22 protein-coding genes are annotated in these 20,559 nt (G+C 55.2%); 6 read left to right on the forward strand and 16 right to left on the reverse strand.

The window, feature by feature from the left end:
* Position 1: 1 nt before the first annotated feature.
* Together rpmF and ACJAXR_RS05365 are read right to left on the reverse strand one after the other, a co-directional pair.
* Positions 2-184, reverse strand: coding sequence for a 50S ribosomal protein L32 (rpmF, locus tag ACJAXR_RS05360; RefSeq protein WP_415057220.1), 183 nt, complete (start codon positions 182-184; stop codon positions 2-4).
* Between the two features lie 21 nt (positions 185-205).
* Complete coding sequence (locus ACJAXR_RS05365; RefSeq protein WP_415057221.1) at positions 206-727, reverse strand: YceD family protein; 522 nt, start codon at positions 725-727, stop codon at positions 206-208.
* 116 nt (positions 728-843) lie between these two features.
* Between ACJAXR_RS05365 and ACJAXR_RS05370 the strand changes: the two genes are divergently transcribed.
* Positions 844-1,422 carry a Maf family protein gene (locus ACJAXR_RS05370; RefSeq protein ID WP_415057222.1) on the forward strand — a complete coding sequence of 193 codons (579 nt, stop codon included), beginning with the start codon at positions 844-846 and terminating at the stop codon, positions 1,420-1,422.
* Positions 1,423-1,427: 5 nt separating this feature from the next.
* Here the strand turns inward: ACJAXR_RS05370 and ACJAXR_RS05375 are convergent, their stop codons facing one another.
* From ACJAXR_RS05375 to rluC, 3 genes are read right to left on the reverse strand one after another with little or no spacing between them, the layout of a single operon-like run.
* Positions 1,428-2,426, reverse strand: coding sequence for a S49 family peptidase (locus ACJAXR_RS05375; protein ID WP_415057223.1), 999 nt, complete (start codon positions 2,424-2,426; stop codon positions 1,428-1,430).
* Positions 2,413-3,111, reverse strand: a complete 699-nt coding sequence (locus ACJAXR_RS05380) for an HAD-IA family hydrolase (RefSeq protein ID WP_415057224.1) — start codon at positions 3,109-3,111, stop codon at positions 2,413-2,415. The genes ACJAXR_RS05375 and ACJAXR_RS05380 overlap by 14 nt, the downstream gene beginning before the upstream one ends.
* Positions 3,104-4,063, reverse strand: a complete 960-nt coding sequence (gene rluC, locus ACJAXR_RS05385; RefSeq protein ID WP_415057225.1) for a 23S rRNA pseudouridine(955/2504/2580) synthase RluC — start codon at positions 4,061-4,063, stop codon at positions 3,104-3,106. Before rluC ends, ACJAXR_RS05380 begins: the two co-directional genes overlap by 8 nt.
* 682 nt (positions 4,064-4,745) lie before the next feature.
* On the opposite strand from rluC, the gene rne reads away from it, so the two are divergent.
* Positions 4,746-7,961 carry a ribonuclease E gene (gene rne / locus ACJAXR_RS05390; protein WP_415057226.1) on the forward strand — a complete coding sequence of 1,072 codons (3,216 nt, stop codon included), beginning with the start codon at positions 4,746-4,748 and terminating at the stop codon, positions 7,959-7,961.
* Positions 7,962-8,032: 71 nt separating this feature from the next.
* On the opposite strand, the gene murB is transcribed toward rne, so the two are convergent.
* The 7 genes from murB to ACJAXR_RS05425 all read right to left on the reverse strand — a co-directional run bounded on the left by murB (position 8,033) and on the right by ACJAXR_RS05425 (position 14,508).
* Positions 8,033-9,055, reverse strand: a complete 1,023-nt coding sequence (murB, locus tag ACJAXR_RS05395) for a UDP-N-acetylmuramate dehydrogenase (protein WP_415057476.1) — start codon at positions 9,053-9,055, stop codon at positions 8,033-8,035.
* Positions 9,052-9,810 (reverse strand): 3-deoxy-manno-octulosonate cytidylyltransferase, encoded by a 759-nt coding sequence (gene kdsB, locus ACJAXR_RS05400; protein WP_415057227.1) that lies wholly within the window; start codon positions 9,808-9,810, stop codon positions 9,052-9,054. Before kdsB ends, murB begins: the two co-directional genes overlap by 4 nt.
* 2 nt (positions 9,811-9,812) lie before the next feature.
* A complete protein-coding gene (locus ACJAXR_RS05405; protein WP_415057228.1) occupies positions 9,813-9,998 on the reverse strand; it encodes a Trm112 family protein in 186 nt (61 codons plus the stop codon).
* A 37-nt stretch (positions 9,999-10,035) separates the two neighbouring features.
* The gene (gene lpxK, locus ACJAXR_RS05410; protein ID WP_415057477.1) at positions 10,036-11,028 is read right to left on the reverse strand and encodes a tetraacyldisaccharide 4'-kinase; all 993 of its coding nucleotides are present in this window, start codon (positions 11,026-11,028) and stop codon (positions 10,036-10,038) included.
* Between the two features lie 23 nt (positions 11,029-11,051).
* Positions 11,052-11,486, reverse strand: coding sequence for an ExbD/TolR family protein (locus ACJAXR_RS05415; protein ID WP_415057229.1), 435 nt, complete (start codon positions 11,484-11,486; stop codon positions 11,052-11,054).
* Complete coding sequence (locus ACJAXR_RS05420; RefSeq protein ID WP_415057230.1) at positions 11,483-12,169, reverse strand: MotA/TolQ/ExbB proton channel family protein; 687 nt, start codon at positions 12,167-12,169, stop codon at positions 11,483-11,485. Before ACJAXR_RS05420 ends, ACJAXR_RS05415 begins: the two co-directional genes overlap by 4 nt.
* Before the next feature lie 65 nt (positions 12,170-12,234).
* Positions 12,235-14,508: a DNA internalization-related competence protein ComEC/Rec2 gene (locus tag ACJAXR_RS05425; protein WP_415057231.1), complete on the reverse strand. Its 2,274-nt coding sequence runs from the start codon at positions 14,506-14,508 to the stop codon at positions 12,235-12,237.
* 88 nt (positions 14,509-14,596) lie between these two features.
* Here ACJAXR_RS05425 and ACJAXR_RS05430 point away from each other — a divergent pair, with 88 nt between their 5' ends.
* Positions 14,597-15,121, forward strand: a complete 525-nt coding sequence (locus tag ACJAXR_RS05430) for a DUF2062 domain-containing protein (RefSeq protein ID WP_415057232.1) — start codon at positions 14,597-14,599, stop codon at positions 15,119-15,121.
* Between the two features lie 3 nt (positions 15,122-15,124).
* On the opposite strand, the gene lolD is transcribed toward ACJAXR_RS05430, so the two are convergent.
* Entirely contained in the window at positions 15,125-15,811 is a 687-nt protein-coding gene (gene lolD / locus ACJAXR_RS05435) for a lipoprotein-releasing ABC transporter ATP-binding protein LolD (RefSeq protein WP_415057233.1), read from the reverse strand.
* On the reverse strand, positions 15,804-17,048 hold the full coding sequence (locus ACJAXR_RS05440; protein WP_415057234.1) for a lipoprotein-releasing ABC transporter permease subunit: 1,245 nt from the start codon (positions 17,046-17,048) through the stop codon (positions 15,804-15,806). The genes lolD and ACJAXR_RS05440 overlap by 8 nt, the downstream gene beginning before the upstream one ends.
* 108 nt (positions 17,049-17,156) lie before the next feature.
* Between ACJAXR_RS05440 and ACJAXR_RS05445 the strand changes: the two genes are divergently transcribed.
* The 3 genes from ACJAXR_RS05445 to ACJAXR_RS05455 are packed head-to-tail and all read left to right on the forward strand — an operon-like array spanning position 17,157 to position 18,801.
* Positions 17,157-17,762, forward strand: coding sequence for a PilZ domain-containing protein (locus ACJAXR_RS05445; RefSeq protein WP_415057235.1), 606 nt, complete (start codon positions 17,157-17,159; stop codon positions 17,760-17,762).
* Complete coding sequence (locus ACJAXR_RS05450) at positions 17,759-18,076, forward strand: phosphodiesterase (protein WP_415057236.1); 318 nt, start codon at positions 17,759-17,761, stop codon at positions 18,074-18,076. The genes ACJAXR_RS05445 and ACJAXR_RS05450 overlap by 4 nt, the downstream gene beginning before the upstream one ends.
* The gene (locus tag ACJAXR_RS05455; protein WP_415057237.1) at positions 18,073-18,801 is read left to right on the forward strand and encodes a glycerophosphodiester phosphodiesterase; all 729 of its coding nucleotides are present in this window, start codon (positions 18,073-18,075) and stop codon (positions 18,799-18,801) included. The genes ACJAXR_RS05450 and ACJAXR_RS05455 overlap by 4 nt, the downstream gene beginning before the upstream one ends.
* 53 nt (positions 18,802-18,854) lie before the next feature.
* On the opposite strand, the gene sthA is transcribed toward ACJAXR_RS05455, so the two are convergent.
* A complete protein-coding gene (sthA, locus tag ACJAXR_RS05460) occupies positions 18,855-20,252 on the reverse strand; it encodes a Si-specific NAD(P)(+) transhydrogenase (RefSeq protein WP_415057238.1) in 1,398 nt (465 codons plus the stop codon).
* 55 nt (positions 20,253-20,307) lie between these two features.
* The gene (nqrM, locus tag ACJAXR_RS05465; protein WP_415057239.1) at positions 20,308-20,556 is read right to left on the reverse strand and encodes a (Na+)-NQR maturation NqrM; all 249 of its coding nucleotides are present in this window, start codon (positions 20,554-20,556) and stop codon (positions 20,308-20,310) included.
* Between the last annotated feature and the right edge of the window lie 3 nt (positions 20,557-20,559).

The raw sequence follows: 20,559 nt of genomic DNA on the forward strand, positions 1-20,559 counted from the left end.
CTTACTCTTCGCTATCCTTGTTGACAATCTGACGACCGCGATAGAAGCCATCGGGAGTCACATGGTGGCGAAGATGAGTCTCACCGGTGGTGCTGTCTACGGACAGGGCCGCTGAGGTCAATGCATCGTGTGAACGACGCATGCCGCGTGCTGAACGAGACTTTTTGTTCTGCTGTACTGCCATGACGATAAGCTCCTAAGCTTTTCAGGTATCACGTTTTAACGATGCCAGCACACTGAAGGGGTTGGGCTTTTCAGCCGGCTCCTCAGCGGCCGCCGGGGCGGGACGATAGCCCGACGGATGCTCGCATGTTTCCATTGGATGCATTGGAACTGTTGGCAAAGCCAGTAACAGCTCATCCTCGATCAGCGCGTGCAGATCCAGGGGTTCATCATCCACAATAACCGGTTCGTAGTGCTTCGGCAGATTCTTCGCTGCCTCGTCACTTGCGACAAAACCCACGTCACACTGACTATCGAGCGGTACCACGACCTGCTCGAGACAACGCTGACAAATCAACGCAACCTCAGCCTGGTAGTGCCCGTGCAGGGTAGGTATACCCTGCTCGTCCCGTGCGAAAGCGAGCTTGACCTGAACGTCCCCAGCCGGGGCGTTCAATAGCGCGCTCAATCTGGGCATTTTGGCCGCTGCCACCGTTCCTTCCAGAACAATTTCACGGTCAACCAGCTTGCGCGGCTCTATGTGTGCGGGTATGGGTCCAGACATAAGCGCGCAATTCTAGGGGTCACGCGCCGCGCTGTCAAAACTATTTGCATAATTTCACCTGCACCGGCGACACCCACTAAGATGGAAGGGAATTTTTCAACCTACAGGAACCTCACATGCTGCCATTGGTACTCGCCTCCGGATCCCCTTACCGCCGGGAATTGCTCAAACGCCTGGGACTTCCCTTCTCATGTGTCGCACCAGATACAGACGAAACACCGCTCTATGGGGAGAACGCAGTGGACCTTACCCAGCGCCTCGCCCTGGCCAAGGCACAAGCGCTGGCAACCACCTGGTCAAATCACCTGATTATCGGCTCAGATCAGGTATTGATGCTCAACGGCCATCCAGTCAGCAAACCCGGAGATCATGCCGCCGCGTTCGCACAATTGCGCAGCACGAGCGGTAACACAGTGCAATTTTTCACTGCTTTGTGCCTGCTCAACAGCCATAGCGGACGCTATCAGGTGGCAGTAGAACCATTCGAAGTGGTCTTCAGGGATCTAACCGATGAACAAATTGAGCGCTACTTGCTACACGAAAAGCCCTATGACTGTGCAGGCAGCTTCAAAGCCGAAGGTCTAGGCATCACGCTGTTTCATGCATTGCGCGGAGAGGACCCCAACAGCCTGATAGGGTTACCCCTGATCAGGCTGTGCGACATGCTTGTTCGGGAGGGCATCACCCTGCCCTGAGAAGATTAACGCAGCAAGGGTGCACTCAAGCCGATATGCGTAGCCAACGTACTACCCATGCTCGCACCTATCTGCCGTGCAAAACGCTCGAAGGCTGATTCATGGTGTGTAAAATCAACCAATTCTTCGGCTCCGACGATATCCCGGGCTACCTCTGAGGTACTGGCAAAACCGTCGATCAATCCCAGATCAAGCGCCTGCTCACCCGACCAGATCAGGCCGCTGAACATACCCGGATGCTCCTTAAGACGATCGCCCCGCCCCGCCTTGACCTGATCAATGAACTGCTGATGCACCGTACTCAGCACACCCTGCCAGAACTCAACCTCTTCGGGTTTTTCTGGCTGAAACGGATCAAGAAAGGTCTTGTGCTCGCCGGATGCATATATCCGCCTCTCCACGCCCAACTTGTCGAGCGTCTCGACAAAACCGAAGCTGGCGGCAGTCACACCGATCGAACCGACCAAACTCGCCTTGTCGGCGTAAATCTCGTCTGCGGCGGCCGCTATATAATAGGCGCCCGACGCACCCAGATCCGTAATTACCGCATACAGCTTGGTATCCGGGTAAAGACCGCGCAAACGGACAATTTCATCGTACACATAACCAGACTGCACCGGACTACCCCCCGGGCTGTTGATTCGCAGGACAACGGCACGAGTGCCTTCATTTTCGAAGGCCTCACGCAGGCTGGTAATCAGATTATCTGCACTGGCTTCTTGCTGATCGGCGATTGGCCCGCGTAGCTCGATGACGGCTGTATGCGGTTCAAGCGAGGCACTCGCACCGACGGACAGCAATGGCGAAAACAGCGCAATAGCACCAAACAGGTAGACAAACACTAAAATCTTGAAAAATATACCCCACCGACGTGCCCGGCGCTGCTCCTGGATCGAAGCAAGCATAGTCCTCTCAATCAGCGCCCATGCCTTTCCATTATCCGCGTCTTTCTGAGCTTGCTCGCTACCGAGCAAAGACCCCTCGGTCCATTTATCCGATGACATTATCTATCCTTTGCTGCTGCGCAGCACCTGATGAAGGCAAAATCCAACCCTGAAATTCGACGAAAGCATCAATACAATGCTCTGGACGGCTTTGCAATAAATGCGCCCGGGACTGCGCCCCATAGCTAGCAGCTACAGCCCGCACGCGGGCGCCGTGAGCCATACGTATATCAAACTCGCTATCACCCAGCATCAATGCACAACTGGCCGGCGTTTCCAGCCGATTGAGAATTTCTTCCAACATCCTCGGATGCGGCTTGCTAAGCGTCTCATCCGCGCAGCGGGTCATATCAAAAAAATCAATCAGCCCATGAGTTGCCAGGACCCGATCCAGCCCCCTGCGACTCTTACCGGTTGCGACAGCCAGCTTGAAGCCCGCAGAACGAAAAGTATCGAGCGTCTCGATTACGCCGGGAAACAGGCTGGCAGGCTGCTGCTCAAGCGTCAGATACTGCTCGCTGTAAAGTGTGCGCAGATTCTCGACAAACCCAGGCTCATCTATATCAGGAAACAGAGTAGCTATCGCCTCCGGCAAGCCCAGACCAATAATATCGCGTACCGCCTGATCAGACGATGCTGCCAGGCCCATCAGCTTGGCAGCGCCGTGCATAGCCTCCACGATATGAGTGATGGAATCGCACAAAGTACCATCCCAATCAAATATAAGTGTTTTAAGTTCAGACATGGGCAAGTCTGCGCAGCGTGTCGTCCCACATCCGGCCTGGCTCTGCAACGACGTCGAGCTGAGTACCATCAGGCAGCTCTACATGCAGTGATGCGGCATGCAGGAACAGTCGTTTCCCGCCGAGTTCCTTTATTTGCTGAGAAAACTCATCACTGCCGTATTTCGGATCACCCGCAATAACATGACCAGCGTGCCGGGCATGTACTCTGATTTGATGCGTCCGACCCGTTATAGGCCGAGCCTCGACGAGCGTAGCCATATCGCCAAACCGCTGGACAACGCTGAATTCGGTCAGCGATTCCTTGCCTTCGGCGTTGACCTCCACCATCCGTTCTCCAGAGCGCAGGTTATTTTTCTGTAATGGCGCATGCACCTTGCGAATAGTCGCCGGCCAATGACCTTTTACCAGCGCCAGATAGCACTTGCGAACACCCGTGCCACGCAAGGCAGCGTGCAGGTGTCGAAGCATGCTGCGCTTCTTGGCGATCATCAAACATCCGGAGGTATCCCGGTCCAGGCGATGCACCAGCTCCATCTGCGGGACATCGGGACGCAGCTGACGCATCGCTTCGATCACGCCAAAATTCAAACCGCTACCACCATGCACGGCCAGTCCCGCAGGCTTGTTGATGACGATAAGCGCTTTGTCTTCGTAAAGGATATTACTCTCAAGCGCCTGCAGAATGCCCTGACCCACCAGAACCGGCTCATCGGGCTCAGGCAGCCGTACTGGCGGAATTCGGATGCTGTCCCCGGCCTGCAGCCGGTAATCGGGTTTCACGCGTCCTTTATTTACGCGTACCTCGCCTTTGCGCAAAATCCGGTATACCAGCGTGCGCGGCGCACCTTTGAGACGAGTGATCAGATAATTGTCGATGCGTTGCCCAGCCTGGTCTTCGGCAATCAGGTCAAACTGGACGCTTGGGGCGGGAGAAGGTGTACTTTCGGTCATCCGCGCATGATACATTTTTTCCTGCAATTGAAGCACTTAAAAAATGCTGTTATATTTGCTGAAGTTGCGTAACTAGCAGCCGGGGAAACAGCAGGCGCTTTATAATCGCGCAGCCCCCAGAAACAACGACATACAAGGTCATGCCAGGCGCTTTTATTACACAGTCGGCCGGTATATCTTGTTGATCGACACGCTGGTTGCCAGGTGGCAGCCAGAATATTAACCCGCTCCCAGCAAAACGATGAGCGGCACCCGATCAAGATGGGTAAGTGTCAGGTGGAGATGCACAGCTTCAGGATCATGTGACGAGCGCTGACAGTTGCCCAGCAATATGTCCCCGTTCCCAGTCCGGCTGATTCCTCCCGAAGGTAATTTTTGAGCAGGCCCCGCGATGACAAGGTCACCGGTGACCTCAAACGCGACCCTCAGCATGCAGTCAATTGCGTGGGTCAGGCGTCTGGCGCTGTTGTGACATGGTCACACAGGTCTTTTCAAGAATTGCCCGAAACGGTTTATCTGTACTCGCCGTATACAGACTGTATTGCGCCGCCTGAGGGCAGCGACATGAAATCTGAACAAGGGCAAGGTTGGCCCAAGCAGAAACACCCCTGACACCTGACATACGAGTCGCAGGTGCCATCATTGTGTAGTCCGGGTAGCACTGGAAACACAACGGTACTTCATGAAAAGAATGCTGATCAACGCAACTCAACCCGAAGAGTTGCGAGTCGCCCTGGTAGATGGCCAGCGCCTGTACGATCTGGACATTGAATCCGGAGCCCGAGAGCAGAAGAAAGCCAATATCTATAAAGGCAAGATCACCCGCGTCGAACCCAGCCTAGAAGCCGCGTTCGTCGATTTTGGTTCTGATCGCCACGGCTTTCTGCCGCTAAAGGAAATATCCCGCGAATACTTTTCCAAGCAGCCTGAAGGCCGCGTTAATATCAAGGAAGTATTGCGCGAAGGACAGGAAGTCATCGTCCAAGTCGATAAGGAAGAACGCGGCAATAAAGGCGCGGCACTTACTACCTTCATCAGCCTGGCTGGCCGCTACCTAGTATTAATGCCAAACAATCCCCGCGCCGGTGGTATTTCTCGCCGCATCGAAGGTGAAGAACGTAACGATTTGCGCGAAGCTATTAACAGCCTGAACGTGCCTGCCGACATGGGCATGATCGTGCGCACCGCCGGCCTGGGCCGCAGTGCTGAAGAGCTGCAATGGGATCTTGATTATCTGCTGCAACTCTGGACCGCGATCAAAGGCGCATCCGAGGAGCGCCCTTCCCCATTTCTGATCTACCAGGAAAGCAACGTCATCATTCGCGCCATCCGCGACTATCTGCGTCAGGATATCGGCGAAGTACTGATCGATAGCGAGACCGTCAAAGAAGAAGCACTGAGCTTCATCAGCCAGGTCATGCCGCAGTATGCCAGTAAGGTTAAACTGTACGAAGACACCGTACCGCTATTCAATCGATTCCAGATCGAAAGCCAGATCGAGACCGCTTTCGAGCGCGAAGTAAAACTGCCTTCCGGTGGCTCCATCGTCATCGATCACACCGAAGCCCTGGTATCAGTAGACATCAACTCTTCGCGCGCCACCAAAGGCGCCGATATCGAAGAAACAGCCCTTCAGACCAATCTTGAAGCAGCCGAAGAAATCGCACGTCAGTTGCGCCTGCGTGACATCGGCGGCCTTATCGTGATTGACTTCATCGACATGTCACCTGCCAAGAACCAGCGCGCCGTCGAAGAGCGCGTCAAGGAAAGTCTAGAAGCTGACCGCGCCCGGGTTCAGGTAGGTCGCATCTCGCGCTTTGGTTTGCTGGAAATGTCCCGCCAGCGTCTGCGTCCATCACTGGGTGAAACCAGTGGCATCGTGTGCCCGCGCTGTAATGGTCGCGGCACCATCCGTGATGTGGAATCACTGTCGCTTTCCGTGCTGCGTCTGATCGAGGAAGAAGCGCTCAAGGAGCGCACAGCTGAGGTCCGTGCACACGTGCCGATCGCAGTTGCTACCTTCCTGCTCAACGAGAAGCGTGAAGCACTGGCCAAGACCGAAGAGCGCACCAAGGTACGCCTGCTTATTCTGCCCAGTGAACACATGCAAACGCCGCATTTTGAAGTACAGCGCCTGCGTGATGATCACGAAGCTGTTCTCAATGGTGAAACCAGTTACACCATGAGCAGCGAGATCGTTGCCGAAGAGCCGACGCCGGTCAGCCAGACTAAGGCGATCGTACGTCAGGAAGCAGCAGTCAAAACGCTGGCGCCCTCACGCCCGGCTCCGACCCCTGCAGCCGCCGCACCAATAGCCACGACCAAAGCAATCCATGATTCGCAGCCTGGATTATTCAAGGGATTGATTAAATCATTGGTGAGCCTGTTCGCTACCGAGCAAGAGCAATCTCGTGAGGCGCCCGCAAAGCCCGCATCAACGACTACAAATAAGTCGGATTCACGTGATAGCAAACGCGATGATGACCGCCGTGGTGGCCGTGGTCGACGTCCACGCACAGAACGCAGTGAGCGTCCCGAGCGCAAAGCCCAGACGCCACGGACTGAAGCACCGGCACCAACACCCACCGAGAAACGCGAAACCCCGGTTGCTACCGAGACCAAGTCCGGCGAAACCCCCACCCGGCGTCGGCGTCGTGGCACTCCGGATACACCCACTGAAGCAAAACAGGCTATCAATGGAGAGAATCAGGATCAAAGTATTGCTGAGGCGCCAGCAGAACGTCGTCTGCGCCGCAGTGAAGCAAAGCCAGTCGAAGAAGAGCAAGTAGCGCTTTCTGATGATCAATCGATCACAGATACCGCCGAAGAAGGTACCGAGGGTGATCGTCCCAAGCGCCGATCACGTAACAGTCAGCGCCGTCGCAACAACCGTCGTACTCGAGTCAATCAGGAAGAGGGAGCCGTAGCCACTGAGAGTGAGGAAAGCGCTGCGTCAGACGCTGCTAACTCAGAGCCAGCAAATGCAGAACAGCCGTCAACGGTACAGGACACAGCCGTCGCGATCGCCGCTACTGCCGCTGCCTCTGTAGCCCAAGTCGATGAGCCAATACAGGAGCGAAGCGCCAGTCTGAGCGATGTAACCGAATCGGTCGAAGCAGGCCTTAAGCAGGCTGCTGCCGAACTGGAAACCTCAATAGAGGATGCAGTTCAGGCATTTAGTCAGTCTCAACCCAAGGCGCTTGAAGAGGCACCCGTTGAAGAGACTATTACTCCTGCACAGGACGCGCCTGCTGCGGCCGAACCGACAGCGACTGTCATCGATGCGCAAGCCGATGTCGTTGAACCTGTCAGCACAGAAGCACACCAGCCGGTAATGACCATCACTGCCGCTGCTTCTGATGTGCCTGAGCAGCCCGAAGTAGTCATTCATACGGAGCCAGCAACGCCTGCACCCGCTCCGGAAGAGACCGTTAGCGCGCAATCTGAGCAAGCCGAGGTTCAACCTGAACCAGAGAAGCCCGTTGAGCCAGCAATGCCAACTACCGAAAACGGTCGTGCCTATAATGATCCGCGGGAAATTCGTCGACGCCAGCAGGCGGCTAAGCACTTGGCTGAACAGCAGGCAGCAAGCGAGCAGATCGAGGCAGCAACACCGGTTCAGGACGTTACATCTTTGCCTGGGCACCCGAAAGCAGTCGTAGATCCTGTCGCTCAACAGCCTGTAGCTGACAATACGATCGAAGAGTCCTCACCGGAAGCCATCGTTGAGCAGGCCTCGGCTGACACAATCGACCGCACTGTCACGACTCAACAAACGCAAGCTGATCTGCCGATCGATACGGCTGATTCGCCTGCCTCGTCGGATGCTACGGGTGATCAAGACCACCCTGATACGCATGATCTGCGCCAGCAACAAGAGGAAGAGCCCAAGCCCTGAACAGGCTGGGTAAATAAAAAGGGGGATGCTAATGCATCCCCCTTTTTTTGTGAGTTGAAATCGGCCCGAACTTACCCCAGCCGCTGCGGCTCCATTTCCAGATGCAATCCGAAGTTACGCTGTACATCTTCAATGATACGCTCGGCCAGTCGCAAAATATCGTCGCCGCGGGCTCCCCCATAATTCACCAACACCAAAGCCTGTTGGACATGGACACCCACATTCCCCTCCCGCATGCCCTTCCATCCAGCTTGTTCGATGAGCCAACCTGCTGCGACTTTATAACGCCCATCAGATTGCTGATAATGCGGGATCTTCGGGTATCGGGCTTTGAGATATTCGAGTTGACTGGAATCAACCAGGGGATTCTTGAAAAAGCTACCCGCATTGCCCAGCTCCGCTGGATCGGGCAGTTTCGAACGACGGATCTGGCATACCAGTTCAGCTACGACTCTTGCGTTCGGACGGTGCAAACCCGTTGCTTCCCAGGCGCTGTCCAGCGGCGCATAATCAACTCGAATCGAATAGTAATGGCGTAACAACATCCGCACGCGCAGGATGATATAGCGTCCTGGAACCTGCTTGAATATTGAATCGCGATAGGCAAATCGGCACTCAGAGCGATCAAACTGCCGGATCCGCCCAGTGGTACGGTCAAGCGCATCCAGGCTATGGAATACGTCCTGCAGCTCGACGCCGTATGCACCGATATTCTGCACTGGAGCGGCCCCCAGCGTGCCGGGGATCAGCGACAGATTCTCCAGACCACCCAGTCCCAGATCCAGCGTCCAGTTCACCAGATCGTGCCAGTTCTCGCCAGCCTCACCTTCGATCAGTACTCCTTCCGCACCCCGTGCAAGCACCTTTCTACCCCGACTTCGCATGGCGATGACTAGGCCAGATAGCGGGCCGGCAACCACGACATTGCTACCTCCACCGAGAACCGTAATCGGCCAGGATTTCTCGTGGGCCATACTCAAAGCGTCACCCAACTGGGCTTCACTGGAGACTTCAACCAGTAACGCAGCCTCTTCGCTTATGCCAAGAGAGTTATAGCCACGCAGATTGGCGTGTTCGCGCACGCACAACATCAGTGTTCAGCCAGCATGGTCCGCACCCGCTCCAGGTCGGCCTGAGTATCAATACCAGCAGCAGGCACTTCGCAAGCATCGGCTACCTGGATTTTGCAGCCAAACCATAGTGCGCGCAGCTGCTCCAGAGACTCGGCAGCCTCAAGCGAACTAGCTGGCCATTGGACATAGTCATGAAGAAAGCTCACTTTGTAAGCGTATAACCCGATATGGCGCCGAAAGACCATGCCCTGTGGAATCGTGTTGTGGTCGATCGCGAAAGCATCGCGGCACCATGGAATTGGAGCTCGACTGAAATACAATGCATAGCCCTCATGATCGGTCACCAGCTTCACCACATTTGGATTAAATACCGCTTCAGGATCCGTCAGAAGTTCGGATAGTGTGGCAATACTTGCCTGAGGATGGGCGATCAGATTCCCTGCCACCTGATCAATCAAGGCCGGCGGAATCATCGGCTCGTCACCCTGGACGTTTACCACACAATCCTCGGCGTCGAGCCCCAACTGCGTCACAACTTCCTGTAATCGGTCGGTACCCGATGGATGATCCGTTCGGGTCATTACTACTTGCGCGCCAAACCCAGCACAAGCATCGGCAATGCGCACATCGTCGGTGGCGACTGTCACACTCAACGCGTGGCTTTTCTGCGCCTGCTCCCAGACATGTTGGATCATTGGTTTGCCGCCAATATCAAGCAAGGGTTTTCCCGGCAGACGGGTCGATGCATAGCGGGCTGGAATGATGACGTGAAACATAATCAGGTATCCAGCCTCTCGTCTGCATCCAGTGCGCGAGCCTCGCTTTCCAGCATCACCGGAATCCCATCACGAATCGGATAGGCCAGGCCATCGACCCGGCACCATAGCTCAGTCTTGTCGGTATTCTGTGACAGCGGGCCCTTGCAGACGGGGCAGGCCAGAATATCAAGCAGTTTGGAATCCATCGAACAACTCCTGAAAGAAAACAAATACGTGGGCGGCTCAGATCTCGCGCAGACACACGCGGTCGAGCCGGGACTGCAACGCTACAATGAAGGCGTCACTCAGGGACGCCTCTATACTCAGATACCACCAATTGGACCGAGCAAAACTCGCACACTTTATCGCGTCTTTCTCGGTCATGATCAGGGGCTTGTGCGGGTCGCAGGCAGCAAAACTGTCGGCATGATACTCAGCGTGATCAGTATAAGCATGTCGTTTAAGCTGGAAAGATAAGCGCTCAAGCGTGTTAAAGAAACGTTCCGGATTACCGATACCAGCCACAGCGTTAGCCAGGCGACTCCCTTCCCAATCCTGGGGCGCAATACGTTCACCGCTGCACAGATTAACCAGCGCCACCGGCTCCAGGATCATCCCGAAACCCAATTCGCTATCTGCTGGCGCACCGTTGCGTACAAAAAAATCCACCGCCTTAGCTCTGCTTACAGGCTCACGCAGCGGGCCTTCGGGCAGACAGCGCCGATTACCCAGCTCTCGCACTGCATCGACCATCAGTATCTCCAGATCACGCCCAAGAGCGTAATGCTGCAAGCCATCGTCGCTGATAATTACATCGACTTCAGCACTGGCCAGAAGATGCCGCGCCGCGCGAGGACGGTCGGGGTCGATGACGACCGGCACGCCACAGCGACTAGCGATCAACAAGGGTTCATCACCTGCCTGAAACGGATTGTCGCGCGCGGGATCAATCAACCACGGCGTTGAGGGTGGTACGGCACCATAACCGCGACTGATCAAACCGGGGCGCAGCCCTTGGTTGCGAAAGTAATCAATCAACCAGATGCACATTGGCGTTTTACCGGTGCCACCCAGGGTAATATTACCGACCACTATCAGTGGTACGGGCGACTGCCATACACGCGAGGCGTCTGCTAGATAACGGCGGCGACGGCGCGTAACCACATAGCTGTATAACGAAGAAAGAGGCCTGAGCAAGACCAGCCAGCGCTGCTGACCGTACCAGGCGCGCAGCATGAACTGCTCTAGGGAGAAACCCTTCACTGGTCCTCGCCCGCCTCCAGTTGCGTCGTCGTGAGCCGCAGACGAGTAAAGCCCAGTTGACCAGCGGCATCCATCGCCATGATCACCGATTGATGCGGCGTTTGCGCATCGGCAGTGATAATCAGCGGCAATGCAAGATCGCCCGCCGACTCACGCTTGAGCGCAAGCTTCAGCGTAGTGAAACTAGGGGCAATAAGCGCTTTGTCATTGATCGCGATGTCGCCGTTAGCCGAAATGGTCATTTCAATCTGCTTCTCTTCCCGTAAATCTACCTGCTCACCCGATGCAGCTTCCGGCAAGTCGAGCTTAAGCTGAGTTTCACGGGTAAATGTGGTCGAAACCATAAAAAAAATAAGGAGCAGAAATACCACATCGATCAGGGGCGTGAGATTGACACTCGCCTCTTCCTGTCTTTGCCGCCTGAAGTTCACTTCCTGACTCCCTTGCGGGTACTACCAACCTGGGAAACAGGCTCTTTAACTGCAGCTGGAGTAAACGGCCCTTCAACCTCACGATTACCCTGCATCACCTCCACCAATTTGGTTGCCTCCTGCTCCATAGCGACGACCAGCTCATCGACCCGCCGGACAAAAAAACGATGAAAAAAAAGTGCTGGAATCGCCACCGTCAAGCCTGCTGCGGTGGTAATCAATGCCTTGGAGATGCCTCCGGCAAGAACACCGGTGTTACCTGTACCTTGAATCATGATGGCGCTGAACACATCAATCATGCCAATGACCGTGCCGAGCAAACCAAGCAAGGGAGTGATCGCAGCGATCGTTCCCAGCGTATTCAGATAGCGCTCGAGCTCATGAATGACTTTTCCGGCAGCTTCCTGAATGCTCTCTTTCATGATCTCGCGGCCATGCTTTGAGTTACTCAATCCTGCCGCCATGATTTCACCCAGCGGTGAGTCCCCACGTATACTTTTCAGCCGCGCGGTATCAAGCTGCTTATCGCGCACCCATTGCCAGACCTGGCCTAGCAGTGCGGGCGGCGCCACGCGACTGCTACGCAGTGCCCACAGGCGTTCAATAACGATGGCAGCGGCAATAACCGAAGACAATACTATCGGCAGCATCAGCCAGCCGCCTGCACTGATCAATTCCCACACAAGCGATCCCTCCCCAAATGTCTGCATACTCTAGCACAGGGCCAACTGCTCCCTGCGAGCTCTTGTTATTCATGCCAGAAACGCCTGGTGCTATCCCGCCAGCCCCATTTCTGCTGGCCGCCAGCATGCCCGTCAAAGGTGAAGCGCAGTGCGCCGGCGAGGCTAGTATAAACAGGTTCCACCGCCAATTCCCGGTAGCGTGCTACAACATTTGGATGCGGATGATTGAATCTGTTGTTATGGCCGGCGCTGAACACAACCCATCTCGGCTCAACCGCACGCACAAACGCGTAAGAAGATGATGTGCGACTGCCGTGATGGGGCGCCAACAACAGATCGGCGGACAGCTCCCGCCCCAACATCTGATACTCGCCCCGGATGCCGATATCGCCGGTCAGCAAAACCCCGCTCTCTCCGCTGGAAACCCGCAGCACGCAAGAGCGTTCGTTAGCGGGCGCCGGGTGTGGGGCGCTGTAAACAATGTTGAACTTGACGCCATTCCAACTCCATGTTTCTCCTGGTCGGCATGCAATCGCATGCAGCGAGGGCTGCTGATCCTCCTGCTGACCGGCAATCACGCGATCCACCGGCATATGCCGGACAATAGCCTGAGCGCCCCCGGCATGGTCATTGTCGGCATGACTCAGTAACAGCACATCCAGCCGAGGCACGCCCAGGGTAACCAGAGCCGGGTGCACCACTGCCTCGCCAAGATCAAAACCACTGGAAAGACGCGCGCCCGAATCATACAGAAGTGCGTGTTCACGGGTCTGTACCAGCACAGACAGTCCCTGACCCACATCAAAAACAGTAACCCAGAACTCACCTTCATCCGGCCTTGGCTGGGGCGACGCTAGCAGGACAGGCAAACAGGCAAGAGCAGGCACCCAAAGCAATCGAGCCAGAGGACTCAAAAAGGCCAGAATGCCGGTCAGGCCTAGCCCCCAGTTCAACCAGCCAGGAAAGGCAAGATAGCTCGGAAAATGCCATTGCGCCGCCCAATCAAGTGCTCGAAACAACATGTTCAGCGCCTCAGCTGCACCCCACAACAGCCAGGGCACCCCCGCAATAAGCTCAAGCAACGTCCCCAGTAGCGCAGCAGGCACTACCAGCAAACTGACCCAGGGTATGGCCAGTATATTAATCGCCGGCGCTATCAGGCTGCCAGGCATCCCCCACAACAATAACCACGGCCAGAGACCAATGAATATGACCCATTGCGACCTACCCCAGCGCCACCAGAGGCCACTTTGCCGCAACCTGCCAGCCATCCCGAATATCAACAATCCGACAGCCATGAACGACAACCAGAACCCGGCTAACAGAGGCGCAGCGGGATCGAGCATGACAACCAGACACAGAGCTGATAACCAGAAAAACCAGGGCCCGGGTTGGCGATAAAGCAAACGCGCGAACAAGACCAGCGTCACCATCAGCAGCGCTCGCTGGGTAGGTACGGCAAAGCCGGCCAAAGCTGCATAAATGGCAGCCGCCAGAATCGCCAACGGGGCCGCGAGCCAAACTCGCGGAAACGGAAGTCGCAGCAATCCAAGACGTCCGGCCAGCGTGACCAAGCTAAATACAGCCGCAGCAAGCAAACCAACATGCAGTCCGGATATAACCATGAGATGGCTGGTACCCGTCGCCTGGAGCGTGCTCCAGTCTTCGCGACTCAACACACTACGATCGCCCACAACCAATGCCAGCAGACGTTCCCTGCCCGGCTCATGCTCCAAGCTGCTCAGTAATCGACCACGCACATGGCTGCGTATGTCGTTAATGCCAACAGACGACTGGCTATCGATGCGTCGACCGCTGCGAATACTCGCCAGTGCACCGATCTTTTGGGCGTAGAGCCAGGCCTCGTAATCAAAAGCACCGGGATTGGACATGCCGCGAGGTCGGCGCAGTCGCGCTTCGAACTGCCAATGTTCGCCCGTTATCACCGGCTCACCGGCAAACCAATGTGCGCGCATGAACGGCAACTTTACTCCCGTGTCGACTACCCTCGCGTCGGACAACTGGAAGCGCCAGCCGGTGGCAGTCGCTTCCGGTAGCCCGGTTATTCGACCTTCTATAAACAGCGTCTCCTGGTCGAGCGCCGAAGGCAAACGATCCTGTAATGCCAAATGATGAGCCGACAGTGACCACACCAGACCTGCGAGCAGCACCGCCAACAGACGCAACCGTGCGCCACGACCCCAAAGCCAGATCGCCAACAGACTCCCACAAACAATGAACCACACAGGTGGCAGTTGAACAAACACCAGAGGGCTAAGCAGACCGAGAAGCAACGCCGGTAGAAAGCGGATCAGGTGTAACGAGCGGGATACATCCACTGTACCTCCTTCCATTGCCGCCAAGCAGTAGTCTACGCCTGACATTCCATGCATAATCGAAAGACATTTCTCTGGCCACTATTCCGAAATGCCACGTCGGTTCCTGAAACGTCACATGCCCAGCCCAGAACGCATCAAGCAAACCAAATCGCTGCGCTTTATGGGTAGCATGCTGCACGACCCCAATCTGTGGCATCTCAACCGTCACAGTGTTGCACGGGCGATGGCAATCGGGCTCTTTGTGGCGTTATTACCGTTACCCATGCAGATGCTTATCTCCGCCAGCATCGCCGTACCAGCGCGCGCCAATCTGCCGATTTCGGTCGGCCTGGTATGGCTGACCAACCCCGTCACCATGCCAATGATTTTTTTTGCCGAGTACAAGTTTGGTACCCTGCTGATGGGTGCCTCAGAGCGCATCATGCCGATGGAGTTCTCGATGGGTTGGTTAATGAACGAAATCCATCACATCTGGCAGCCGCTAATGCTCGGTTCGGTACTACTCGGCGCAATAACCGGCATAGCAGGCTATGCCGGTACCATGTTGTATTGGCGAATATGGGTCGGGCGCAACTGGCAAAAGCGCAAACTGAGACGTCGTAGGCAAAACTGATCCCTACGTGTGCATCGCTGCCAGGTGCCCTTCGGTCAAAGTGAGGATTCGATCCATCTGGGAAGCCAGAGCCATATCATGCGTTACCACCATAAAGGCTGTATTCAGACTCTGACTCAGTTCCAGCATAAGCTGCTGAATACTGCGCGCGGTGTGCTGATCCAGATTACCCGTGGGTTCATCCAACAAGACACAGGCTGGCTCGTTAATCAGCGCCCGGGCAATCGCTACACGCTGGCGCTCGCCACCGGATAACTCACCTGGCTTGTGGCCAACGCGCTGAGCCAACCCCACCCGCTCAAGCATCTGTTCACCGCGGCGCCGCGCCTCAGCCACCGGCGTATTGCCAATCAGCAGTGGCATGCATACGTTTTCCAGCGCGCTGAACTCGGCCAGCAGGTGATGAAACTGATAAACAAATCCCAACCCGCTGTTACGTAACTTGCCCCGTTCAGATTCACGCAAAGCCGATATTTGCCGCCCCGCCAACCAGACTTCTCCCTCGGTCGGCGTGTCCAACCCACCCAGCAGGTTGAGCAGCGTTGTCTTGCCGGACCCCGAACTGCCGACAATAGCGATCCGCTCACCGGCCACCAGTTGCATATTGATGCTATCAAGCACACGCAAACGCTGCGGACCAATAGCATATTCCATACTCAGGTTCCGGCATTCGAGAACTATCTCAGTCATAACGCAAAGCCTCCGCGGGCTCGGTGCGCGAAGCGCTCCAGGCCGGATACAAGGTAGCCATGAAGCTCATGCCCAAAGCGGCCGTGCAGATCAACACCACGTCACCCCAGATCAGCTCAGAGGGCAAATAGCTGATGAAATACACATCGGAGCTTAGAAACTGCACACCGAATAGCTGCTCTAGGCCTGCGACCATCGCAGAGACATTCAAAGCCGCCAGCACCCCGAGAATACAACCCATTAGCGTGCCCACTACACCGATAACAGACCCCTGGACCATGAAGATGCCCATGATGGTGCCAGGCGAAGCACCCAGCGTGCGCAAGATAGCTATATCGGATTTCTTGTCGGTAACTACCATCACCAGTGTAGAAATAATATTGAAGGCAGCTACGGCAACGATCAGCAACAGTAATAAACCGATCATGGTTTTTTCCATGCGGATCGCAGCGAATAAATTGCCATGGGTACGTGTCCAGTCCTGGGCGTAGTAGTCACCCGGCAACAACGAAGCCAGTTCCCAGGCTACCCGAGGTGCTTGAAACAAATCGCCCAACCTGACCCGCAGCCCTTGAACCTGACCTGGCTGCCAACGGGAAAGACGGGCTGCGTCGCCGGCATGAATCAACGCAAGGGAACCGTCAAGTTCAGCACCGACTTTAAATGTACCCACGACATGAAAACGTTTGAGCCGAGGAAAAACCCCGCCCGGAGTTATGGATGCTTCCGGCAGCACAAAAGTCAGCTTGTCGCCGACACCTACACCAAACCGACTGGCTATCTGTTCACCAACGATGATGCCAAACTCGCCATCCTTGAGATCACTTAGTGCGCCACGGGTCATATGTTGGTCGACAATGGAGACTTCACGCTCTTCTTCCGGCAATACGCCGTTAACCAGCACAGGAGCTACACTGCCATCATGCGTAAGCATCCCCTGCAACTGGACAAAGGGTGCGACCGCTTCCACATCGGGATGTTCAAGCAGGGTACGGGCCAGGCTTGGCCAGTCATCGATCGGTTGTTGCGAGCTGACCGTGGCATGCGGAACCATGCCGAGAATACGCGTGCGCAACTCGCGGTCGAAACCGTTCATCACCGAGAGCACGAGTATCATCACCAGCACACCCAAGGTGAGGCCGAGCATCGAGATCAGTGATATAAACGAAATGAAATGATTACGGCGTTTGGCGCGCGTATAGCGCAAACCGATAAAAAATGGCAAAGGTCTGAACATGAGTACCGGTTACCTGAAGGGCCGTGCCCGTTGAATAGCAGTTCGGATTCGCATGTTACACTGAATCGATTATATGTTCAGCGCTTCGCTGAGGCTCAGGCGGGTCATATGACACACAAAAATAGTGATGCCGAAAACGACAAACGAAATTTTTTTAGAATCAGCGACAGCCTGTCGTTGGATGTCCGAAAAGTCCCTAATGCCGATCTGGAAAATAGCATCTTCAATGAAGAATCTCCGTTATTCAGTTTACTAAGCGATCTGCATACACTCGATTTCGAATCTCAGCACCTGCTGCGTCAAATCGCTGAACGTGACCGGGCATTGGCCCACTACCTCAAGATCATCAATAAGCGTGTCGACCTCGTCAGCAAAGCACTGGCGATCCAGCTTATGGATGATATCGGCGAACCCCAAGAGGTAACGCTGAGCGAGAGTGGCATGTCTTTCGATGTCGCAGAGCCATTCGAGATTGAGTCCTGGCTCGCTGTGCGCATGATATTGCTGCCCTCACCGCTCGGCCTGGTAGTACCCGCCCAAGTGATACGCTGCGACTCAGGCAGCCGACCCGGTACATGGTCCATCGCAGTGAGCTTCCATGCGCTGGCTGATAACCAGCGTCAATTACTGGCCCGGCATATTCTGCAGAAACAGGCACAGGAAATCCGCGCCACCAAAACTGACGCTACAACCAAGGAAAGGACCGCCCAATGAAACCTATCACCTCGTCTCTGTTGGCTGCGACACTGGCTGTAAGCATGCTGTGCGCGGTAACAGTCGCACACGCCGACACTCTGGTCATTCCACTCGGCCACCAAGTCTCTGACCAAGCCACTGCGATGCCCCAGCGCGGGCTTGGCAAGAACACAGTGTCCCAGCGCTTCGGCGAACCCAGCAAGCGCCACACCGCTGTCGGCCAGCCGCCTATCACTCGCTGGGATTACCCCGGGTTCAGCGTGTATTTCGAGTATGACCGGGTCATTGACAGCGTGCGTCAGCGTCGTCCGGGTAGTGCATCAACACCATGACACTGATCTATGGGCACCGGGGCGCCCGGGGAGAAGCGCCGGAAAACACACTGCCCAGTTTTCGCCGAGCACTTGCAGCAGGGATCAGGCGTGTTGAGCTCGACCTGCACCTATCCTCCGATCAACAGCTGATGGTGATTCACGACCCGACACTCAAACGAACGACCGGTCTGGGCGGGAGGGTCAACCAGCACAGTGCGGCGGAATTGATGCGCCTGGATGCGCGACGTAACGGCCCAGAATGGCCGGAGAACTGTCCCATTCCGAGTCTGGAGCAACTTTTTCAGTACTGTCCGGAATTTGAGCACTACCAGCTTGAGGTCAAGAGTGGATCGAGCGGACAATCGCGGATCGTCCTCAACGCAGTGAGCACGCTAGTAGAACGCTTCGGCCTGCAGGACAAGGTTGTGCTGACATCCAGTAGTCGCACTCTCTTAAAAACAGCCAGAGATACCGCTTATTCACTACCCATCGGTCTGGTCGAAGAGTATGGCCTGATCGATCCTTTGAAAAGTGCTGTGCGTTACGGCTGTCGGTATCTGATTCTGAACTGGAAACTGTGCAAACCGGCTCGCATTCGTAAAGCTCAGGCACTGGGGCTGCATGTATCAGTCTGGACAGTGAATGATCCTACTACCATGATCAGGCTGGCTGATATGGGAGTCGACAGCATCATTACCGACTTTCCGCACTTGGCGATAGAGACTCTACACACAGCCCAATAAGCAAAAGCCCCGCACGGCGGGGCTCAGTCTCGACTGATGATATGGCCCAGCGCTTAAAACAGCCGGTTTAAGCCATCCAGTGCGGCCACTCGATAGGCCTCGGCCATCGTAGGATAGTTAAAGGTAGTATTGACGAAATACTTGATCGAATTAGCCTCCCCCTTCTGATTCATCACCGCCTGACCGATGTGAACAATTTCTGATGCCTGGTCGCCAAAGCAGTGAATCCCCAACACCTCAAGAGTGTCACGATGAAACAGCAATTTGAGCATGCCAACCTGCTCGCTGGTTATCTGCGCTCGAGCCATGCTTTTGAAAAAGGCTTGGCCCACTTCATAGGGTACGCAGGCGTCCGTGAGCTCGCGTTCTGTCTTGCCCAGCGAGCTGATCTCCGGGATCGTGTAAATACCGGTGGGGACATCATCCACAAACCGCCACGCATCATGGTCGACGATATTACCCGCCGCTGAACGACCCTGATCGAAAGCGGCACTAGCCAGACTCGGCCAGCCGATAACATCACCTACTGCATAGATATTCGAGATGTCAGTACGATAGTTCTCATCTACTGTCAGTTGTCCGCGGCTGTTTGCACGCAGACCGATATTCTCAAGTCCGAGCCCATCGGTATTACCAGTACGGCCGTTACACCAGAGCAGTGCGTCAGCCTTCAACTTCTTGCCCGACTTGAGATGCAATATGACACCGCGGCTGTCGAGCCCCTCGATCTTGTCATATTCTTCGTTGTGCCGAATCAGGACACTGTTATGCCGTAGGTGATAACTCAGGGCGTCTGAGATTTCATCATCCAGAAAACTCAGCAACCGATCCCGGTTGTTGACCAGGTCGACCTTGACTCCTAGGCCACAGAAAATAGACGCGTATTCGCAACCGATAACCCCTGCACCGTAGATAATAAGGGTACGCGGGGTATGGTTGAGTTTGAGGATGGTGTCGCTGTCATAAATACGCGGATGACTGAAATTGACGTCTGCAGGTCGATAGGGCCTTGAGCCCGTAGCAATAATCACTTCCTTGGCTATCAGCTTTTCGACCACACCAGCATGATTAACCAGCTCGATCGTATTGTCGTCGGCAAAGCTGCCCTTGCCAAAAAACACATCGACACGATTACGTGCGTAATAGCTGGTACGCGAGGTGACCTGTTTGGCCATGACCTTCTCAGCGCTTTTCAATACATCAGGAAACGGAAACCAACGAGGCTCCCCGATAGTTCGGAACATCGGATTGGTGTTGAAATGAATGATCTGTTTAACCGAGTACCGTAAAGCTTTGGAGGGAATGGTGCCAAGGTGAGTGCAATTACCACCGACCTGACCGCGCTCCTCAACTACCGCCACCTTGCGACCATGCTTGGCGGCATTCATCGCTGCACCTTCACCTGCAGGGCCAGAACCCAGGACTACTACGTCATAGTTGTATACAGCCATTCACTGAATTCCTTGTTGTGCTAAAGAAGATGCTCTCATTCGCGACGAGCAGACTCTAGTCGACCTTGGTAGCGTCATAACCAAGTTCAGCACCTTGGCGCACACTGCGCGGAGCTATTCCTGCAGTCTCTCCAGCCTCTTCGCACTTGGTGACGTCGCCACCACAGATACCACATGACTTGTCCAGACCGGTCGCTCCAATGCCGCCACAGGAGCCTGCGATCGGCTTACGACCCATCATCACGCCTACAGACATGCCAACTACGACCAATGTCATTACCAGAAATGCCAACAACCAAACCATATT

The organism is Halopseudomonas sp. (assembly GCF_047631575.1).
Lineage (GTDB): Bacteria > Pseudomonadota > Gammaproteobacteria > Pseudomonadales > Pseudomonadaceae > Halopseudomonas.